This window comes from Phycisphaerales bacterium, assembly GCA_035627955.1.
Taxonomy (GTDB): domain Bacteria; phylum Planctomycetota; class Phycisphaerae; order Phycisphaerales; family UBA1924; genus JAEYTB01.
In genome coordinates this window covers 107135-127647 of record DASPKU010000015.1, presented here as the reverse complement: position 1 = coordinate 127647, position 20513 = coordinate 107135, and the positions used below count along the sequence as shown (strand labels likewise).

The window sequence follows — 20513 nt, the reverse complement described above, 5'->3', positions numbered from 1 at the left end:
TAGCACGCGGCGCCCGCGAGGCGCTCACAAGGGGTTTGCTCATGCTGAATCGGGCGATGCGGGCGGATGGGGCGTCGGGGGTGTCCGTGCGCGCGGCGTGGATCTACGCGTTGGCCGGCACGCTGGGGGTGCTCGCGCCCGCGGCATTGGCGCAGCAGGACGACGAGATGCCCGAGCTCACGCCCGAGATGCGGCAGCAGCTCGAAGCTTTGATGAAGCAGGCCCAGGAGGCCGAGGGTGAGCAGCCCGAGGATGAAGGCCAGAAGCAGGATCAGGGCGAGAAGCCGAAGGTCACGGCCCCCGGCGAGAAGAGCCAGGAGCTCTCGGGCGAGGAGTCGATCGCGCGGTTCCAGAGCCTGCTGCAGCGGCGGCCTTTCCACGGGCCGGCGTTCAACGGGCTGGTGGAGGATGCCCTCAAGCGGAACAAGCTGCCGGACCTGATCAAGGAGTACCAGGCGAAGGTGGCCGCGCTGCCGGATCAGGTGGCGCTGAAGATCGTGCTGTCGCGACTGCAGCTGCGGGCCGGCGACGCTGCGGGCGCCGGCGAGACGCTCAAGGGCATCGAGCGGCTGCCGGCGGACCTGGCCAAGCAGAACAGCGAGCTGCTGGTGCTCAAGGCCGAGGTGTACCAGCGCACGGGCGACAACGAGGGCGCCGAGCGCGTGCTGAAAGAGGCGCAGGGCCTCGCCAGCAGCGTGTCCGAGCAGATCCGGCTGGGCGAGGCGCTGGCGGACCTGTACCTCCGCGCGGGCAAGAAGGACGACGCCGCCGCGGCCCTGGAGACGCTGGCCGCGAAGTTCCCCGAGAACTATCTGCACCAGAAGGCGGTGGCCACGGCCCTCACCCAGCGCGGCCTGCACGAGAGCGCGGTGAAGCGTTACCGCGAGATGCTCAAGCTGGTGGGCAACGAGATCGACCGCAAGTGCGAGGTGCTGCGCGAGCTGGGCAACGCGCAGGAGAAGCTGGGCAAACGTGACGAGGCGATTGCGAGCTACGTCGAGGCGATCGGTTTGCTTGCGAGCGACCACTGGCTCCAGAAGGAGCTGCACGAGCGGGTGGTGACGCTCTACCGGGCGTCCAACAAGCTGGACGAGCTTGCGAAGTACTGCGAGGCGCAGATCAAGCGCGCCCCCGAGCAGACGGGCATGCGCGTGCTGCTCGCCGATGTGCAAGGGGCGATGGGCAAGGTCGAGGACGGCAAGCAGACCCTCGCGACGGCGGTCGAGCTCTTCCCCAAGGACCTGGCGCTGAGCACCAAGCGCGTGGAGTTCCTGGAGCGTGCGGGCGACATCGGGGGGGCGAGCGCGGAGTACCAGCGGACCATCGGCCAGCACCCGCAGGACACCGAGCTGATGATCAGCTACGGGCAGTTCCTCGCGAACAACCACCAGGTCGACGGTGCCCGTGGGCAGTGGCGGCAGGTGCTGTGTTCCAAGGTCGATGACCCCACCCTGGCCCTGCGGCTGGGGGCGCTGTTCGAGGCGTACGAGCTGTACGACGACGCGGGTGAGGCGTACGAGCGGGCGATCGCCGTGCAGCCCAAGCAGGCCGACCCCTACATCGCGCTGAGCCGCATGTGGCTCCTCAAGGGTGATCAGGAGAAGAGCGCGGCGGCGCTGGACCGCCTGGGAGCGGCCAGCCCCAACGACGCGACTGTGCAGGCGGCGCTCGCGGGGGCGCTGCGGAGCCTGGGCAAGCTCGACGCGGCCCTCGCCGCGATCAGCAAGGCGTGCGAGATCGCGCCCGACCAGGCCAAGTACGCGGCGGTGAAGGCCGAGCTGCTCATCAGCAGCGGGCAACTGGAGCAGGCCTTGGCCGTGCGGCGATCACTGGTGGACAAGGCGCAGGGCGCGGTGCAGCAGGCGGAGGCGGTGTCGACGCTGGTCTCGATGTACGCCTCGGCGCAGAAGCTCGACGACCTGGTCAAGGCGGAGAAGGAGCGGACGAGTGCGAAGCCTGACGACGTGATGGCGTGGCTGATCCTGGCCAAGGCCGCGGACACGCAGCGGGACTTCACCACCATGCGGGCCGCGCTGGACGCGGTGCTGAAGGTGCAGCCCGGGCACGAGCAGGCCCTGACGCAGCTCGCGAAGCTGCAGGACGCGACGGGCGACATCGACGCGGCGATCGGGACGTACACGCAGCTGATCCAGATGCACCCGCAGCGGGCCCGCCAGTTCTACGAGGCGATTGTGGACGTGAAGGTGCGCTCGGGCGACAAGGCCGGCGCGGTGACGACGCTGGAGTCGATGGCCTCGGCGGACCCCACCAACGTGGCCACGCAGTGCGCGGTGGCGGAGCAGATGGTTCGGATGGAGGAGGCGGACCGTGCGCTGCCGTACTTCGAGAAGGCCCTTCGGGCCCAGCCCGACCGTCACGAGGCCCGCCTGGACTACGGCAAGGCGCTCGCGGGCGCGGGGCGGTACGAGGAGGCGGCCGCGGCGTTCAAGGCGGTGGCCCTGCAGCGCACCGACATGGACCGCGCGCAGGAGGCGCTGGCCAAGCTGCACGAGACGTGCACGCAGCTGGGCACGCTCGAGGAGCTCATCGACGAGCTGCACCAGCAGGTGCAGACCGACCCGCAGAACACGCTGGTGGCGCGGGCCCTCACGCAGCTGCTGGTGAGCGAGTTCGAGTACGGGCGGGCGATGGAGCTGCTGGACATGGTCCTGCGGCACAACGCCCGCGACGTGGACCTGTCGCTGGCGCGGGCCGAGTTGCTGCGGCGGCTGGCGAAGTTTGACGAGGCGATCGAGGGGTACCAGAAGGTGCTGCGGTTCCCGCAGATCGACCGCGACTACGTGCTCGGCGAACTGGGCAAGACGCAGTTTGAGAGCGGGCAGGTGGAGCAGGCCCGCCGCTTGTGGAAGCAGATCCAGCACAAGATGTACGCGGGCACGCTGCTCAAGAACAACGGCCTGCTTGAGGACGCCGTGAACGTGCTCGAGGAGGGCATCCGGCAGAAACCGGACGATTACGCCCTGCACCGCAACCTCGTGGCGGCGCTGGAGGCGGCGGGCAAGACGCCCGAGGCGCTGGCCGCGGCACGCCGGCTGCTGGACCTCGAGCCTGGCAACGTGTGGAACATCGAGAAGCTGGCGACGGCGTTCTTGCGCAGCGGCGACCGCGCGGGCGCGGCCAGCGTCGCCGCCCGCCTGTTCAGCGCGGGGGTGGGCGAGGACAAGACGCAGCAGAACGCCGGCGGCTACGGCAGCTACTCGTCGGCCATGCAGAGCGCGGCCTACTCGCAGTACTACAGCTCGTACTACGGCTACGGCTACGGGCAGCAGGCCAAGAGCAACCTCGACCGGGGCGTGGCGTTCTTCATGGAGAACGGCCTGATCGCTGAGCTCGAGGAGGTGCTGACGAAGGCGATCGCGGCGCAGCCCGACAACGCGGTGCTGAAGGACAAGGCCGCGGACCTGCTGGGCTCGCAGCTGAACAAGCCGGAGCTGGCGCTGCAGATGCTGCGGGAGCTGGAGACGGCGAAGTACCCTGTCGAGCACCAGGCGTGGCTGGGCAAGAGCAGCCAGCGCGACCACCTGAGGGTCGAGCAGTACAACCTGATCGCGCGGAAGCCGGCCCTGCGCGATGCGGAGCTCTCGCGCCTGAACGCGAAGAAGCAGGAGGAGCTGACCCGCGATGAGCTGCTGGAGCTGGCGGTCATCAGGCAGGCCGAGGGCAACACCGATCAGGCGGCCCAGCTGCTGACGCGGGTGGTGCAGGCGGACGGGAACGACACGCTGGCCCTGGGCGTGCTCACCGACCTGCTGGTGAGCGGCGAGAAGTACAAGGAGGCGGAGCCGCACGGGCGGAAGCTGGTGGAGCTGCTGGGGGCGCAGCGTGACGGGATGCGCGCGGGCACCATCGAGCGCGTGCGCCGCGAGTTCGTGCGCACGCTGCCGCTGGAGCTCCAGCTGCGCGTCACCGAGGACCTGCTGGCCGACATCGCCGACAAGTGGACGCTGGGCGCGGGCTGGAGCTGGTACGGCACGGGCGTGCAGACGCCCGGCTACCTGCGGGCCAAGCTCACCCTCGGCACCATCCTCGCCGAGACCGAGCGGATGGAGGAGGCCAGGGGCATCTGGAAGGAGCTCACGCCCAAGCGCGGCCCGGATGTTGACCGCTGGACCATGCTCGGCGACACCGCCCAGCTGCACAAGCAGGAGGACCTCGCGTACGAGTTCTACCAGGAGGGGCTCAAGGCGGCGGGCAAGGTGGCGGGCGACCCGCTGCTCCAACAGGTCTACCTGAGCAGCACGGCCCAGCGTTCGTGGTACGGCGAAGAGGGAGCCGTTGACAAGGCGTTCAGCAGCATCGTCGAGGCGTTCAGCAAGCGCGACGCCCTGGTGCAGCTGTACGACTTCCTGCGTGACACCGATCAGGAGGCACGCGCCCGGCGCGTGGCCGACGAGTACAAGCTCTACGACAAGCTGAAGGAGCTGTACACCAAGCGCTTCGAGGACGCGGCCGCGGCGTTCAAGGCCAGCAGCGAGAGCCCGCTGAAGTCGAGCGTCGCCTACTTCGCCGCGGCCTGCAAGCTGGCGGAAGTGCTGGACCGCTCGGGCGACTGGGACGCGGCCCAGAAGGTGTACGAGCGCTACTGCACCGACTTCCCCGACGAGCTCGGCCTGCTGCAGACACTCGGCGAGGTCGCGCAGGCCCGCCAGAAGATGGACGAGGCGATCGCGTGGGAGAAGAAGGTGCTGGAGTGCAAGACTCGCCTGGCCAAGCAGGCGCGGGAGTGGGGCATGCGGGACCTGGCGATCACGCCCAGCCGCCCGCAGCCGCTGTCCTCGGCACGCAACGACTACTGGAACTGGAGCTACCGCTGGAGCAACTCGCGGTACGGGTACGGCTACGGCTCGGGCGGGCAGCTGGACCGCTCCACCAGCTGGATGCGGCTGGCGCAGCTCTACCTGGCGGAGAAGAACGAGATCGCCGCGGGGGACGCGATGCAGCGGGCGGTGGGGGAGGCGACCGGGCGCAGGCACGAGCTGGTGCGGCAGGTGACGGAGCTGATCCAGCAGCGGCAGCTGACGGGCAAGATGCTGCCCGTGCTGCGGACGCTGGCGGTCTACGCCCCCGCCGACGAGCGCGTGCAGCTGGCGTTCGCCGACTCGCTGGAAGCCGCGGGCAAGAAGGACCTCGCGGTGGAGGTGTGCAACCGCATGCTCCGGCGCGGGCTTTCCGACCTTGGCACCCTGGCCGAGGTCAAGCGCCGCATCAACGCCATGAGCCCCCAGAGCGCCGCCCCCGAGGTCACGCTCGCGAGCCTGGAGGCCGAGAGCGCCGCCCAGCCCGAGAATCTCAAGACCAAGCTGCGCCTCGCCAAGGCGTACTACTACTCGCTCGAGGTCGAGAAGAGCGCCGCCATCCTCGAGCAGCTCGCGAAGGACGCCCCGCACCTGGAGGGGCTGCACGAGCTGCTCGTCGAGGTCTACACGCTCAAGGGCGACAGCGAGAAGCTCGTCGCCGCCCTCAAGCTGCAGATCGAGAAAGAGAGCGATGACCGCAAGAAGCGCGTGCTGCGCTGGCGCCTGGTGGACGAGCTGCTCACCGCCGGCAAGGACGAGGAGGCGCTCACGATCGTGAAGGAGCAGGGCGACCCCCGCGACCCCGCGTCGTACGTGCGGATCGGCACGCTGCTGCAGTACTTCGGCAAGTACGACGAGGCCGTGGCGATGCTGCAGAAGGCCAAGAGCAGCCAGCGGCGCAACCCCTACGGCGGCGACGAGACCAACTTCGCGGTCGCGCAGGCGATGGCCCTGCAGGGCGACTTCCCCGGCGCGGCCAAGAAGATCATGGACGCCGTGGCGGAGCAGAGCAAGCAGCAGGTGCAGTACGGCGGCGTGTACGGCATGTACAACGACCAGGCCGGCAGCCCCTTCCAGGCGCTCGAGACAGTCTTCGCGCTCTATCCCAAGCTCGCGGAGGAGGTCGAGAAGCTGGTCGAGGAGCGGCGGGCCGCGGCCCCGACCGACGCCAACACCGTGAAGCTCGTGATGGGCCTGCACCGCAGCCTGGGCCGGCCCGACAAGGCCGACGCAATGGCGGAGAAGCAGGTCGACGAAGGCAACGCCGACCAGGGCATGGTGGCCAAGCAGATCGACGCGGCCCTCGCCAGGAAGGACTACGACAAGGCCGTCGCGCTCGCCGAGAAGTTCATCAACAACCAGCCCAAGCAGGTCACAATGCCCGGCATGCCCGCGCAGTACGCGGCGTACGCGGCCCTGCAGAGCCCGCGTGCGTTCATGCTCTGCAAGCTGGGCGACGTGTACTGGGACAAGGGTGACAAGGACAAGGCGTTCGAGACCTACGCCAAGCTGATCGACCCCAAGATCGAGGAGACCAAGACCGCGTACGCGACCATCTGCCTGGTGCGCGGGCGCACGGACGAGGCCAAGAAGCTCGTCGAGGATGCCCTCGCGGTGCAGAAGGTGAAGCTGCCGGCGCTGCTGCAGTTCCGCGCCGCGATTGCCGCCCTCGAGGGCAAGCCCGAGGCGGCCTTCGACGCCATCGCCGAGGCCGCGAAGCACCAGACCGGCGAGCAGGACCCCTACAGCTACCGCGGCGGCGGCGACGGTACGCAGATGCTGGCGATGATGGCCCGCAAGACCGGCCAGCTCGACAAGTACGCCGCGTTCATGCGCGAGAAGATCCAGAAGAACCCCAACGACTGGAGCAACTACCAGTCGCTGATCACGGCCTACTCAGAAGCTGGCCGCCACGAAGACGTGATGAGCGTGCTCGCCGAGGCGGAGAAGATCCCCGCGCTGCTGGCGCAGGCATTGGCCACCAAGGTGAGCCTGGTGAAGGCGACCGCGCCGCTGGATGAGCTGATCGCGTCGTACGAGAAGCTGCTGGAGTTGCAGGAGAAGGACGTCTCCGCCGACGGCTCGATGGAGCACGACTACCAGGGCTACCGCGCCCTGCTGGCGGACCTGCTGTGGGAGAAGGGCGAGCGCGAAAAGGCCGTGGCGAAGTGGCTGGAGCGGGCCAACCTCCAGAAGCCGGGCACGCACGTCACGCTGGCCCGCCAGTACGAAGAGAAAGAGGCCTGGGACGAGGCCGAGAAGGCCTTCACCCGCGCCGTCGAGCTCGACCCCGACAACATCCTGGCCCGCACTGGGCTGGCGGAACTCGCGTACGCCCGCGCAGACCGCATGGCGATGCTCCCGCACATGCTGGAGGTGTTCAACAAGACCGGCGTGCAGGACCCGCGCGACTCCCGCCGCAATTCTTACTCCTACAGCGGCTACAACCCTTACGGCGCCGACGAGGAGGAGGAGCCCGCCGAGACCACGGCGCCGATGACCGAGTGGGCCGCGATGCTCGCCGCCGACCCGGCGGTCATGGACTACCTCGAGAAGGAAGCCGGAGACAAGGCCGGCGAGTACCGCGTGATGCTCGGCGCCCTCACCGGCGACTGGAACATGCTGGAGCAGGCCCTCAAGCCCAAGATCGACGCGGGCACCCACGACCCGCAGACCTGGCAGCTGTGGGCCAAGGTGCAGCAGCGCAAGGGCGACTGGAAGGAAGCGGCGCGGGCCCTCAGCTACCTCAAGCGCTCGAACCAGACCACCATCGCGCAGTACCGCGACCGCCTCAAGCTGGTGCTCGCGGGCAAGCAGTTCAAGGAGGCCGCGGCGGGTACGCGTCAGGCCCAGCCCGGCGCGGGCATGACGCCCACGGGCCCCGGTGCGAACCCGTACTACAGCGGCTACTCGTCGCGCTACAGCAGCTACTGGGGCGGCAGCGGCGACGACCTGCTGCCGTCGATCTACCTCAAGCTGGGCGATCGCGTGAAGGCCGAGCGGCTGTACCTCGTCGGCGGCGACGGCGAGGGTGTGGAGGGCAAGCTGCCGCGCCTCTCGATGCTGATGTGGGATGATGGGAAACAAGACCGCGCCCTTGAGCTGATGCGGCAGGCGATCGTCGCCAGCGATAACAGCTACGGGCGGAACATGATCACGCAGTACGCCGCGATGGTAGCGGAGTCGGGCAAGGTGCAGGACGCCATCGACCTGCTCGTCCGCAGCTACCGCTGGGACTCCAGCGCCGATCAGAGTTCGATGTACGAGCAGATGTACGCCCAGCGCGGCGGCAACGAGCAGCTGGAGCGCGGCCAGGGCAGCATGCTCGGTGACTCCATCTTCGAGCTGCTGACCCGGCACGGCCTGTACGAGGCCACGCTCAAGAAGCTCGCCGAGGACTCCGCCAAGGACCCGACCGACGCCCGCCTCTCGCAGCTGGTCATCAGCCTGCAGAAGCGCGGCGCGAAGTGGGCCGACCTCAAGCAGGCCCTCGCGGGCTGGCAGGCGGCCAAGCCCGGTGATCTCGCGATCAAGATGGAGCACTTCCACGCGTGCTGCCAGCTCGGCAAGCACGACGAGGCGCTCGCCCTGCTGGAGGAGATCAAGAAGGACGCCCCAGCCCGCAAGGAGCGCTGGGCCCTGCACGAGGCCTTCGTGCACTTCCTGAAGGACGACGCCGAGAAGGCCATCGCCGTGCTCGAGCCCGTGCTCGCGGCCGACGTGGCCGAGACCCAGGAGCCCGAGCAGGCGGCCATGCTGCTGGCGTGCCTGGGCAAGCTCGAGGGCGTCGTCTCGCGCATGGAGAAGATGCACGCCTCGGGTGAGATCCCGCCGCAGTCGCTCTCGTCGCTGCTGAAGGTGTACCTCGCGGCGGGCAAGAAGGACGAGGCACTCGCCCTCGCGCTCGACCGCTTCTGGAAGACCGAGCAGGTGCTGAGCATCGACAGCCCCTGGTACCGCGCTGTGTGCCGCCTCGGGGCCGAGGGCGCGAAGGCCAGGAGCGACCGCCCCGCCGACACCGCGCTCATGGTGCTCGCGACGCAAGGCCCCAAGGCGGGTGTGCAGGCGTTCACCGCGCTTACCTCGGGCGAGACGCCCTCGGTCGAAGCCCTCCGCGGCCTCATCCTTGCGGCGGGGCTCGCCGGCGACGACGCGCTCGCGCAGAAGACCACCAGCACGCTGGTCGCGTGGCTCGAGCCCCGCCGCCACACCGCGTGGTACAAGCACGACGAGCCCTCGCTCCAGCAGATGGCCCGGAAGATGCTCGACCAGGCCAGCCGCATGGGCACCTCGCAGATCGCCATGGCGGGGGCCGCGGGCGGCCAGATGTGGCAGGGCATGGAGCACTCGCAGGGTCCGCAGGGCGTGCAGACCTACGGCACGCTGTGGCAGGTCTACGGCGGGCACGCGTGCGAGCTGCTCGCCCGCATGGGCAAGGCCGACGAACTGCGCACCGCGATGAAGGCGATGCAGCGTCGCATGGAGGGCGGCGGCTACAGCGACGAGTACTCCTACTCGTACTCCTACTCGTACTCCTCGCGCTACGCCGGTTTCGGCGGCATCCCGTACATGCGGTCGTCCTACTCGTACCGCGACCCTTACGACCAGCAGGGCGGCGACTGGCAGTCCAGTGTCCGGTCCCTGCTGTGGCAGTGCGGGCACGCCGAGCTCACCCACCAGGCCTACGCCACGCTCGCCGCCCGCACCCCGCAGGAGGAGTGGGGGACCGCCGGCGCCGCCGCCGCGGCCATCGGCAAGGGCGAGGACGCGGCGGCCTGGCGCAGCAAGCTGGCCAACGCGCTGTTCGCCTCCCTGCTCTCCGCCGACACGCCCGACCTTGGCAGCTCAACCCGCGACCCCTGGCGCTGGTACTACGGCAGCAGCAACGCCGCGCAGGAGCTGTGGCGCATCCGCGCCGCCCTCCGCACCCCCGTGTGGGACGAGGAAGAGCCGCCCGCGATCCCCGTGCGCGGCGAGGTTGACCAGCTCTGGGAGCTGGCCCTGCTCGACCCCGCCGTCGCGGCGCGCTTCGAGGCGTTGGAGCAGAGCGTGGGCCAGGGCTGGGGCGGCACCCGCACGTTCCAGCAGCTGCTCGCCTATGCGATGGCCCGCAAGGACGCCGCGAAGGTGATCGCGCTTATCGAAAAGGCCTACGAGCCCGACAAGATCATCTCCTCCGAGCAGCTCACGTACTACGTGTGGGCGTGCTACAAGACCAAGGCTTTCGACAAGCTGGAGGCGGTGCTCGCGAAGGCCGAGAAGTCCTCGTCGACGATGAAGAACGACGTGGACCTCGCGCGCCTCGTCATGCTCCGCAAGTTGGGCAAGGCCGCGGAGGCCGACGCCCTCGAGCAGAAGCTGCTGGCCCAGTGCGTGAAGGAGCGGCCCAACACCCGCCGCCTCAAGCCCGAGCTGACGATGAACATCGACGGCGAGGACGGCCGCCAGGCCCGGCGGGCGTGGATGTCGTACGGCTCCTCGGCCATGATGTACCGCTACGGCGGGTACCAGTACAACTACAACTACGGCCGCTACTACGGCGGCGGCATGTACGACGCGCCCACCATCCCGGTGCTCGCCAACCTGATCGGCGTCCGCTTCGACGCCCGCGTCCGCGAGGAGGACCTCACCCTCGACGAGCTCCGCAGCGCGTACTACAGCCACGGGCTCTGGACCGACGCCGCCCGCCTTTTCGACAAGGAAATGGCCGAGGAGACCGACCCCAAAGCCAAAGAGCACCTGCTCGCGTCCAAGGCCTACGCCCTCCACCGCGCGGGCAAGAAGGCGGAGGCACACCAAACAGCTGCCGCACAGGAGCAGCTCCTGCTGGCTCAGATCAAGGAACGCCCGGCTGACGCGAGCCTGCGGTCGCAGCTGGCCGATCTGTACATGAGCAAGCAGTACGGCGAGGACTACGCGAAGGCGCTGGACGCGGTGATGACTGCGCGTCGTCTGGACCCCACCTGCGATCAGAACGGGGCGATTGCGGTACACTGCCTGTACAAGCTGAACCGGCACGCGGAGGCCCTGGAGGCCTGGCGTGCGGCCCAGCGGGTGGCGGGCGAAGAGGCGTACGACGCTCCGACCATCTACTACGCGGCCCTGGCCGCGGGCAAGGCGGGGGACAAGGCGCTCGGCGAGAGGCTCGCGCGTCAGGCGCTGTACACGAACCCGGGTGACAAGCTGGCCGCGGAAGCACAGGGGCTGATCAAATGAGCGATGCAGCTGGAACCATCGGCGTCCTCCTGGCGGGTCTGCGGCGGCGGCAGCGCGGGCTCAATGCCCTCCGCTGGGGCGTTGACGGCCTGCTCGTCGGCGGCGGGCTGGCGTGCGTCGTCGCGCTCGCGATGTGGCTGGGCGGGATCACCGAGATCCCGCGCGTGGTCACGGTCGCCGCTCTTGTGATGGGTGCGGGCGTGCTGGTCGGCGCCGCGGCCGGCATGCTGCGGCCCATCAGCGACCTGGCGCTGGCCCGGGCGCTCGACGCCGCCGGCAAAAGCCAGGACCGCTTCGCCAGCGCATTGCAGCTCGTCAACGACCCGCACAAGGAGCGTGCGGCCCTGGTCCTTGAGGATGCCATCGCGCACGTGCGGGGCACCGCCCCCGCGGCGGCGCTGCCCGTGCGCGTGCCGCGCACGGCACGGTGGGCGCCGGTTCCGGCGCTGGTGCTGCTCGTCATGCTGCTGGTCCTGCCGCAGCCCAAGCTGCAGGCCGCCGATGCGGTGACGCCGGAGATCAGCCCCGACGAGTGGGCGCAGATCTCCGATGAGTTCAAGAAGGACCTCGAGAAGCTCGAGAAGCCCCTCACCCCCGAAGACGAGGAGCTCCAGCGCGAGCTGGAGAAGCTCGCCGAGAAGCTCAAGGAGAACCCGGACAAGAAGGACGCGCTCAAGGACATTGCCCGCCTCAGCGAAAAGGTCGAGAAAGAGCGCAAGGCGATCAGCGCCAAGGAGCTCGCCCTCAAGAAGGCCGCCAAGGCCATGACCCGCAGCGAGGCCCTCAAGCAGTTCGCGGCCAAGATGCAGGCCGGCGAGTACCAGGGCGCCAGCGAAGAGCTCAAGGCCACCGCCGGCAAGATGAGCGAGGACCAGATGGCCCTCGATGCCGAAGAGATGGAGGCGATGGCGCAGGACCTTCAGGAGTTGGCCGAGCAGCTCGACGCCGACAAGGAGCTCCAGAGCGAGTGCCAGAACGCGGCCAGCGCCGCGAGCAAGATGAACAAGAAGGAGCTCTCCGAGGCCCTCAAGCGCCTCAGCGAGCAGATGAAGAAGAACGCCGGTAAGTACCAGAAGAGCGACCGCCTGAGCAAGCAGAAGAGCATGCTCGACGAGCTCAAGCGGCGCATGAACCAGGGCAAGTGCCAGGGCTGCGAGGACGGCTGCGAGGAGTGCGAGGGCGGCTTCTGCGACAAGCCGGGCGACAAGCCTGGCAAGCGCGCGGGGCGCGGCGGCCTCAAAGCCGGCTGGGGCTCCATGGCCAAGTGGGACGGCGGCAAGCTCAACAAGGGCGACGAGAAGCGCACGCCCGAGCTGACCGACCTCATGGAGCAGCAGGGCGAGAGCGCGACGTTCAAGGTCGTGTCCCCTGACGAGAAGGCCCGCAGCGGCAAGCGATACGAGGAGATGTACGCCGAGTTCGTGCAGAAGGCCGAGGCCGACCTCGACCTCGAGAGCATGCCGGTCTCGCAGCGCGAGTACCTCAAGCGGTACTTCAAGGCCATCCGGCCGCAGGAACCGGAGGAGAAGGGCTCGGAGGAAAAGAGCAGTGAGAGCACGGGCGAGGAGAAGCCGGCGGAGTGAGGCGGGGTTCCAGCGTTGAAGGCACGGTCATGAGGACATGATCGTGGCACGGGTCGTCAAGCGAACACGACCGTCAGAGCACGGCCGTGGCACGGGGAAGTCATGCATCAAGAGCTGAGCAAGGAGCGGGTGGGGCAGTTCCAGAAGGGCTACCACCTGCTGGCGGAAGAGATCGGCAAGCGCATTGTCGGCTACCGGCCGGTGATTGACCAGGTGCTCACCGCCATGATGGCCGGCGGAAACGTGCTGCTCGAGGGCGTGCCGGGCCTTGGCAAGACGCTGCTGGTCCGCACCATCGGCGAAGCGACGCAGATGCAGTTCACCCGCATCCAGTTCACGCCCGACCTGATGCCCGCGGACATTACCGGCACCACGATCATCCACGACGACGACAAGGGCGGCCGCACCTTCCGCTTCCAGCCCGGGCCCATCTTCTCCAACCTCGTGCTCGCCGACGAAATCAACCGCGCCACTCCCAAGACGCAGTCCGCCGTGCTCGAAGCGATGCAGGAGGGCAGCGTCACCGTCGGCGGCAAGACGCACGCGCTCCCCGACCCCTTCTGGGTCCTCGCGACTCAGAACCCCATCGAGATGGAGGGCACCTACCCGCTGCCCGAGGCCCAGATCGACCGCTTCGTGTTCAAGGTCGACGTGCGCCCGCAGGGTGAGGAAGAGCTCCTCGGCATCATCCAGCGCACCACCGGCGACGAGAAGGCCCCGATCAAGCCCGTGCTCAACCGCGACCAGATCCGCGAGATGCAGCACACCGTCCGCCAGGTGCTCGCGGCTGAGTTCGTGCAGCGCTACGCCGCCCGCATCGCCTTGGGCACGCACCCCGACTCGCCCTACGCCACCGACATGACCAAGCGCTTCGTCCGCTTCGGCGTCAGCCCCCGCGGCGTGCAGAGCCTCATCCTGGCCGCGAAGGTCCGCGCCCTCCTTGCCGAGCGCTACACCGTCAGCTGCGAGGACATCCGCGAGGTGGCCGCGCCGGCGCTGCGGCACCGCATCATCCGCAACTTCGAGGCCGAGGCCGAGGGCATCACCAGCGACATGGTGCTCAAGCGCCTGCTGGAGACGGTGCAGGAGCCCGCCGCGGCGAAGACGGCCTGAGTGTTCGAGGGTTGCGCAGGACAGCAATGCCAAGCGACACAGCGATCAAGGAACCAGGCGCAGGACGGCGCGGGCGCAACGGCTCGTCGCTGTTCGATGCCGACTTCCTCAAGAAACTCGAGACGCTGAACCTGATCGCCCGCCAGCTCGTCCGCGGCCGGCGCGCCGCGATGCGCCCCTCGATCAAGAAGGGCGCGAGCATCGAGTTCAAGGACTTCCGCGAGTACTCTCCCGGCGACGACCCGCGCACCGTTGACTGGATGGCCTACGCCCGCCTGGGCGAGCTCTTCATCAAGCTCTTCCGCCAGGAGGAAGAACTGGACCTCTGGGTGCTGCTCGACCGCTCCACCTCCATGAACTTCGGCGAGCCCAACAAGTTCGACCACGCCCGCCGCATCGCCGCGGCCCTCGCGTACATCGGCATGTCCAACATGGACTCCGCCAGCGTGCTGCCCTTTGACGAGGGGCTTGCGCAGGGCATGCCCCGCCTCCGCGGCAAGGGCCCCGTGCTCCGCGTCATGGACTACCTCGAGGGCCTGACCACCGCGCCCGCGACCGACTTCGAGAAGACCGCGCAGATGTTCATGTCCCGCGTCCGCCGCCCCGGCATCGTGGTGGTCATCTCCGACTTCTACGGCCTCCAGCGCGCCCGCGCCGGCCTCGACCGCCTCCGCTTCATGAAGCACCAGATGCACGTCGTGCAGGTCGTCTCCCCCTGGGAGCGCGACCCGCCGCTGCGGGGCGAGCTCAAGCTCGTCGACGCCGAGACCGGCCAGCAGCAGAACCTCACCATCACCGATGGGCTGCTCAAGAAGTACAAGGCCGCGTACGAGGGGCTCTCCACCGACCTCCGTGCCTACTCGATGAAGTACTCGATCGGCTTTGACCAGGCCCACACCGACGTCGCCTTCGACGAGTTCGTCCGGCGCGTCCTCCAGCACGGGAGGCTGCTGGCATGACGCTCCTCGCCCCGTGGGCGCTGTGGTTCCTCGTGGTCGCGGGCGGCGTCGTCGCGCTCTACCTGCTCAAGATCAAGCGCCGCAGCGCCACCGTGCCCGCGCTGGACTTCTGGCTTTCCCTCGCTGGCCAGACCAAAGTCCACACCCTCTGGAACCGTCTCAAGCGGCTGCTGTCCATGCTGCTGTGGCTCGTGATCGTCACCTGCCTCATCCTCGCCCTGGGCAACCCCATCCTCTCGCTCGGGAAGATCAAGCCCCGCGCCATCGCGGTCGTCATCGACAACTCCGCCAGTATGCAGGCCATTGAGAAGGACGACGGCGCGAGCGAAGGCGAGACTCGCCTCGCCCTCGCCAGGAAGGCCGTCGAGGAGATCAGCCGCGGCCGCCCCGTCGCCGACGAGTGGCTGCTCATCGAGGCCGGCCGCGAGCCCCGCGTCCTCCAGGCCTGGACCTTCGACGCCAAGGCCGTCCGCACCGCCGCGGGCAAGGTCACGCCCTTCGGCGGCAAGGGCGACGTCGCCGCGGGCGTGGAGCTCGCCGGGCAGCTCACCGCCGGCAAGAACGACCCCTGCATCGTCGTCATCAGCGACGGCGCCGCCGGCTCCGTACAGCAGCTTGCCACCTCGAACCCGGGCCTCATCTACTGGCCCATCGGCACGAGCACCGACAACATCGGCATCGGCCAGCTCGCCGTGCGCCCGCACCGCCAGAACGGCAACTACCAGGCCCTGATCACGCTGGTGAACGCGTCGGACGTCAAGGTGGACACCTCGGTCACGCTCGAGGTCGACGGCCGCAGCCAGTCCGTCGAGCTCGCCAGCATCGAGCCCGGCGCAACGTGGGAAAAGGTTGTCGCCATCGAAGCCCCCACCGGCGGCGTGCTGCGGGCCTCCATCGACCGCGCCGACGCCCTCGCTGCCGACAACGAGGCTTACGCCATCCTCGAGCCCATCCGCCCCGCCGTCGTCTGGCTGGTCACGCCGCGCGACAGCGCCTTCTTCTTCGAGCAGGCCCTCGGCTCCATGAACGAGCTGGTGTGGGCCGAGGAGAGCCTCACGCTCCCGCCCGCGCAGTTCGCCGCGGCGTGGGACGCCGCCCACGCCGCCAGCAAGCCCGCGGAAGCACAGCCCGGCACCAACAACACCGCCAGCATCGACACCACCATCCGCAAGCCCGACCTCGTCATCTTCAACGGCTGGACCCCCGACAAGCTCCCCGCCATCGGCCGCTTCGTCGTGGTCAACGGCTGCCCCGCCGAGCTCGGCACGCTGGGCGGCGAGATCGCCGAGCCCTCGCTGCATGTCGTACCGCGCCCGCACCCGCTGATGCAGCACGTCACCCTCCAGGGCGCGCGTGTCGCCAAGGGCGAGAAGGCCACGCTCAAGCAGCCTGCGCGCGTGCTCGCCAACTCCGCGGACGGCGACCCGCTCCTCTTCCTCGTCGATCAGCCCTCCCGCCAGGTGCTCTGCCTCGCCTTCGACGTCGTCGCCAGCGACCTGCCCTTCCGCAACGCCTTCCCGCTGCTGCTCCGCAATACCGTCTCCTTCATGCACGAGGAGGCCCCCTCGTGGCTCCGCAGCGGCTACGCCGTGGGCGAGACCGTCCGCCCCGTGCGCACCCTGCCCGCCAACACCACCAAGCTCGCGGCCAAGGCCCTTTCCGCCGGCAAGCAGGTGGACCTCGACCTCCCCGTCAAGGACGGCACCTTCACCTACGACGGCACCTTCACCCCCGGCGCCCTGCGCGTGCAGGTCGGCGACGAGGCCTCCTTCGCCGCCATCAACATCGGCGACGAGCACGAATCCCGCATCGCTGTCGCCGCCGCCGCCGAGGACCCCGCCCAGAAGCTCGGCCTCTCCCGCGGCCTGCTCGGCGCCATGCCCTGGACCCTGCTCGCCTGCGTCGCCGCGTTCGGCGTGGCCTTCGAATGGCTCAGCTACCACCTGCGGTGGACGGAGTAACGATGCGGATGGAGGCCGGCTGGGTCTGGTTCGCGTTGCCGCTGCTGCTGCTGTGGGTGCTGTGGTTCTGGCGCAAGAGCTACGCCCAGCTCGACGCCGGCTACCGCACCGCCAGCGTGCTCCTCCGCGTCTGCATCGCCGCCCTCCTCATCGCCGCCCTCGCCCGCCCCATCTTCGAGCGCACTACCGGCACCCAGCACCTGCTCTACCTGCTCGACGTCTCCCGCAGCGTGAGCAAGGACAACCTCGAGGCCGCGCTCGCCGATATCGACCGCCTCGCCAAGGAAGCCTCCGGCAAGGGCCACCGCGCCAGCGTCGTGCTCTTTGGCGAGCGCCCGCGCATCCTCGTCGACCGCCAGAAGGACTGGAGCGGCTGGACCGACGCCCACAAGGACCTCGTCGCGCACGAGTCCCAGCTGACCGCGCTCAACACGCAGCTCGCCAAGCTCGTCACCGACAACGCCCCCGAGCAGGACCGCGCCGCCCTCCAGCAGCGCGTGGCCGCCATCGAGTCCTTCCGCAAGGAAGTAGTGGGGGAGCAGACCGACGCCCGCGCCGCCCTCCGCCTCGCCATGAACTCCGGCGAGGTCGGCGAAGGCCGCGCCGTCTACCTTTTCACCGACGCCAACTTCAACCGTGGGGATTGGCAGGAGACCTACCGCGCCGCCCTCGATGCGGGTTGCCAGCTCCACACTGTCGCCCTCGACAAGCCCATGCCCGCCGAGGTCGCCGCGGCCGAGCTCACGCTCCCCTCGGGCCTCCGCATCAACCAGGGCTTCACCGCCGAGCTGCGCGTCGCCAGCACCGTCGCCACCCCCGCCAGGCTCGTCGTCTACCGCGACGGCTTCGCGATCGCCGAGGAGTCGCGCCAGCTCAAGCCCGGCGAGAACACCATCGCCCTCCCCGGCCTCTACTTCCGCGAGAAGGGCTTCCACACCATCGACGTCGCCGTGCGTGCCGAGCAGGACACGCGCGTGGAGAACAACCGCGTCCGCGCGGTAGCCGTGGTCCCCGGCGAGATGCGCGTCCTCTACGTCGACAGCGATGAGGCCCAGCAGAGCTACCTCAGCAGCGCCCTGGGACTCGAGGGCGTGCAGGTCGAGACCCGCCCCGCCTCCGGCGTGCCCTCCACCCTCGACGACCTCCTGGGCTTCGACGCCTTTATCCTCAGCAACGTCCCCGCCGACCGCCTGACCCAGCGCCAGATGCAGATGGTCCGCACCTACGTGCAGGACTTCGGCGGCGGCTTCGTCATGCTCGGCGGCGACCAGTCCTTCGGCCTGGGCGGGTACTTCAACACGCCCATCGAAGAAGTGCTGCCCGTCCGCATGCCTATCCAGAAGGACCTCAACCGCCCCTCGCTCGCCATTGTGCTCGTAATCGATAAGTCCGGCTCGATGGAGGGGGTCAAGATCCAGCTCGCGAAGCGTGCCGCCGTCGCCACCGCCGAGGCCATCAACCCCCGCGACCAGATCGGGGTGGTCGGCTTCGACAGTGAAGCGGAGATCCTGCTCGAGCTCACCAGCGCCGGCGACCGAGCCACCATCAACGACCGCATCTCCTCCCTCGAGGCCGGCGGCGGCACGTTCCTCTACCCCGGCATGGAGGACGCGCACACGATGCTGCAGCAGTCCTCCGCCCGCAAGAAGCACGTCATCATCCTCTCCGACGGCCAGACCCAGGGCTTCGGCTACCCCGACATCGCCCAGCTCATGGCCAGCGACGGCATCACCATCTCCACCGTCGGCATCGGCGAGGGCGCCGACCAGAAGCTGCTCGAGCAGATCGCCGGCGCGGGCGGAGGGCGTGCCTACTTCACCAACGACTTCTACTCCATCCCGCAGATCTTCACCCGCGAGGCGTTGCGGGCGAGCAACAGCATGCTCGTCGAGCGCCTTGTCGTCGTCTCGCAGATGACCGACGACGAATCCCTCGAGGAGATCGACGTCGACGAGCTGCCCCCGCTCGGCGGCTACGTCGCCACCTCCGCCCGCGAGGCCGCCAAGACCATCCTCATCTCCGACGCGGGAGACCCCATCCTCGCCAAGTGGCGCTACGGCCTGGGGCGCTCGGCCGCGTTCACCTCCGACACCAAGCCCCGCTGGGCCGAAGACTGGATCCGCTGGCCCGAGTTCGCCAAGCTGTGGGCCCAGATCGTCCGCAGCGTCGCCGGGCGAGACGTGATGAAGGACATTGAAGTCGAGGTCGCGCACGAGGAACGCGACGACGCCATCCGCCTCACCGCCGACCTCCGCGACCCCGCCGGCAACTTCGTCACCGACCGCGTGCTCGAGCTCATGTCCTACGACCCCCAGGCGGGCGCCAAGGCCGTGGAGGTGAAGCGCGAGGCCCCCGGCCTCTTCAGCGCCGTCGTCCCCCGCGGCGAGTACGGCCGCTCCCACCAGTTCGCCTGGCGCCTCCCCGACGTCGCCGCCAACCCCGACGGCGAGAGCGCCACCGTCCCCTTCGGCTACGTTCAGTCGTTCTCACCCGAGTTCCGCACCCTCGGCGTCTCGACCGAAACCCTCGACCAGATCACCGCCCGCTCCCTCGGCGACGTCGCCCGCGTCGGCCAGGTCGCCCTCAAGCTCCCCGAGAAGAAGAGCACCGAGCAGCTCCGCCTCTGGCCCTGGCTGCTGATGGGCGCCCTCTGCCTGGTCCCCTTCGACATCCTCGTCCGACGCATCGGCTGAGCTTCTAAGGAGCCGATCGCGCAAGCGATCGAGTTCTTCGGGTCCGACGCCTGGCTGAGCTTCTCAAAAGAGCCGATCGCGTAAGCATCGAGTTCCCAACGCGCATCGCGCCTGTCGCGGCGGAGGCCGCGCACGGACCTCGCCGGGGGTGGCGTCCTCGACACCCCCGGTGCCAAGAACGCGTGATCGCCGCCGCAGCGGGGCGGGTGAACACGCGAACGCGCGCCGTGGAAAATCCCAAGAAAGATCGAGCACGCAACGAAAAGAGGGCGCCCGCCGGCGCCCTCTCTCGAGAAAGCTCAAGTTCTTACGTCAACTCAGCACGTCCCGCCGCCCAGCACGCGGAAGAACGCCTCGATGTCCTGGTCGGTGCCGATGTCGCCGTCGCCGTTGAAGTCGGCGCCGGCGCTCCAGCACGTATCACAGCAGGTGCCGCCCAGGCACGCGAAGAACGCCTCGATGTCCTGGTCGGTGCCGCTGTCACCATCGCCGTTGAAGTCCTGCGGGCCGCAGGTGGGGCCGCCCTGGTTGTAGGTGACGGTCAGGTCGTCGATCATCAGGCGCGGCGCCGAGAACTGGCCGTTGTAGCTCGCCCGCAGGTACACCTTGTTGAACGACGGCGCCGACACCGTCATCGTGTTGGTCATGATGTTGTCGCGTCCGCCGCCGTCGGCGAGCGTGATCACGTCCGTGTCCACCAGCACGTCGTTGTCGTAGGCCTCCATGATGAACTGGATGCCGCCCCACGGGCCGTTCTCGTAGTAGGCCATGTCGAACGTCAGCGTGTTCGCGGCCTGCGGCAGGTCCATCCAGCACTTGGCGAACGCGCCCAGCGAGAGGTTGTCGCCCACCACGTAAGCGGTCCCGAAAGTCAGGGTGTTGACCGGGCTGCCCCACGTAAGGAAGTCGTTGTAGAAGTACGTGCTGTTCTCGATGATGAAGTCGAAGCCGATGTCTTCGGGCACGAAGGTCTCGCCCGTGGGGAACACGCCCCCGACGTTGTTGCAGTCGCGGAACACGATGCCGTCGTGGGTGAACGTGCCGCCGTAGAAGTTCTCGGCGAGACCTTCGAAGGTGGACACGGTCTGGCCAAGTGCCGGCGCGCCGGACACGAGGGCGAGCAGTGCGAGGGGGGCAAGGACGGTCTTCTTCATCATCATTCTCCTGAGTA

Annotated in this window: 7 protein-coding genes; 6 read left to right on the top strand and 1 reads right to left on the bottom strand. The window is 68.8% G+C overall.

The window, feature by feature from the left end; genetic code table 11:
• The first annotated feature begins 41 nt into the window (after nucleotides 1-41).
• From VD997_13265 to VD997_13240, 6 genes are all read left to right on the top strand, one after another.
• Entirely contained in the window at nucleotides 42-11033 is a 10992-nt protein-coding gene (locus VD997_13265) for a tetratricopeptide repeat protein (protein ID HYE62959.1), read from the top strand.
• Nucleotides 11030-12616 carry a hypothetical protein gene (locus VD997_13260; GenBank protein HYE62958.1) on the top strand — a complete coding sequence of 529 codons (1587 nt, stop codon included), beginning with the start codon at nucleotides 11030-11032 and terminating at the stop codon, nucleotides 12614-12616. Before VD997_13265 ends, VD997_13260 begins: the two co-directional genes overlap by 4 nt.
• Nucleotides 12617-12718: 102 nt before the next feature.
• Nucleotides 12719-13729, top strand: a complete 1011-nt coding sequence (locus VD997_13255; protein ID HYE62957.1) for a MoxR family ATPase — start codon at nucleotides 12719-12721, stop codon at nucleotides 13727-13729.
• Between the two features lie 26 nt (nucleotides 13730-13755).
• A complete protein-coding gene (locus VD997_13250) occupies nucleotides 13756-14688 on the top strand; it encodes a DUF58 domain-containing protein (GenBank protein ID HYE62956.1) in 933 nt (310 codons plus the stop codon).
• A complete protein-coding gene (locus tag VD997_13245; protein HYE62955.1) occupies nucleotides 14685-16649 on the top strand; it encodes a BatA and WFA domain-containing protein in 1965 nt (654 codons plus the stop codon). The genes VD997_13250 and VD997_13245 overlap by 4 nt, the downstream gene beginning before the upstream one ends.
• A 2-nt stretch (nucleotides 16650-16651) precedes the next feature.
• The gene (locus VD997_13240) at nucleotides 16652-19342 is read left to right on the top strand and encodes a VWA domain-containing protein (GenBank protein ID HYE62954.1); all 2691 of its coding nucleotides are present in this window, start codon (nucleotides 16652-16654) and stop codon (nucleotides 19340-19342) included.
• Between the two features lie 317 nt (nucleotides 19343-19659).
• On the opposite strand, the gene VD997_13235 is transcribed toward VD997_13240, so the two are convergent.
• Nucleotides 19660-20496: a hypothetical protein gene (locus VD997_13235; GenBank protein HYE62953.1), complete on the bottom strand. Its 837-nt coding sequence runs from the start codon at nucleotides 20494-20496 to the stop codon at nucleotides 19660-19662.
• Nucleotides 20497-20513: the final 17 nt, after the last annotated feature.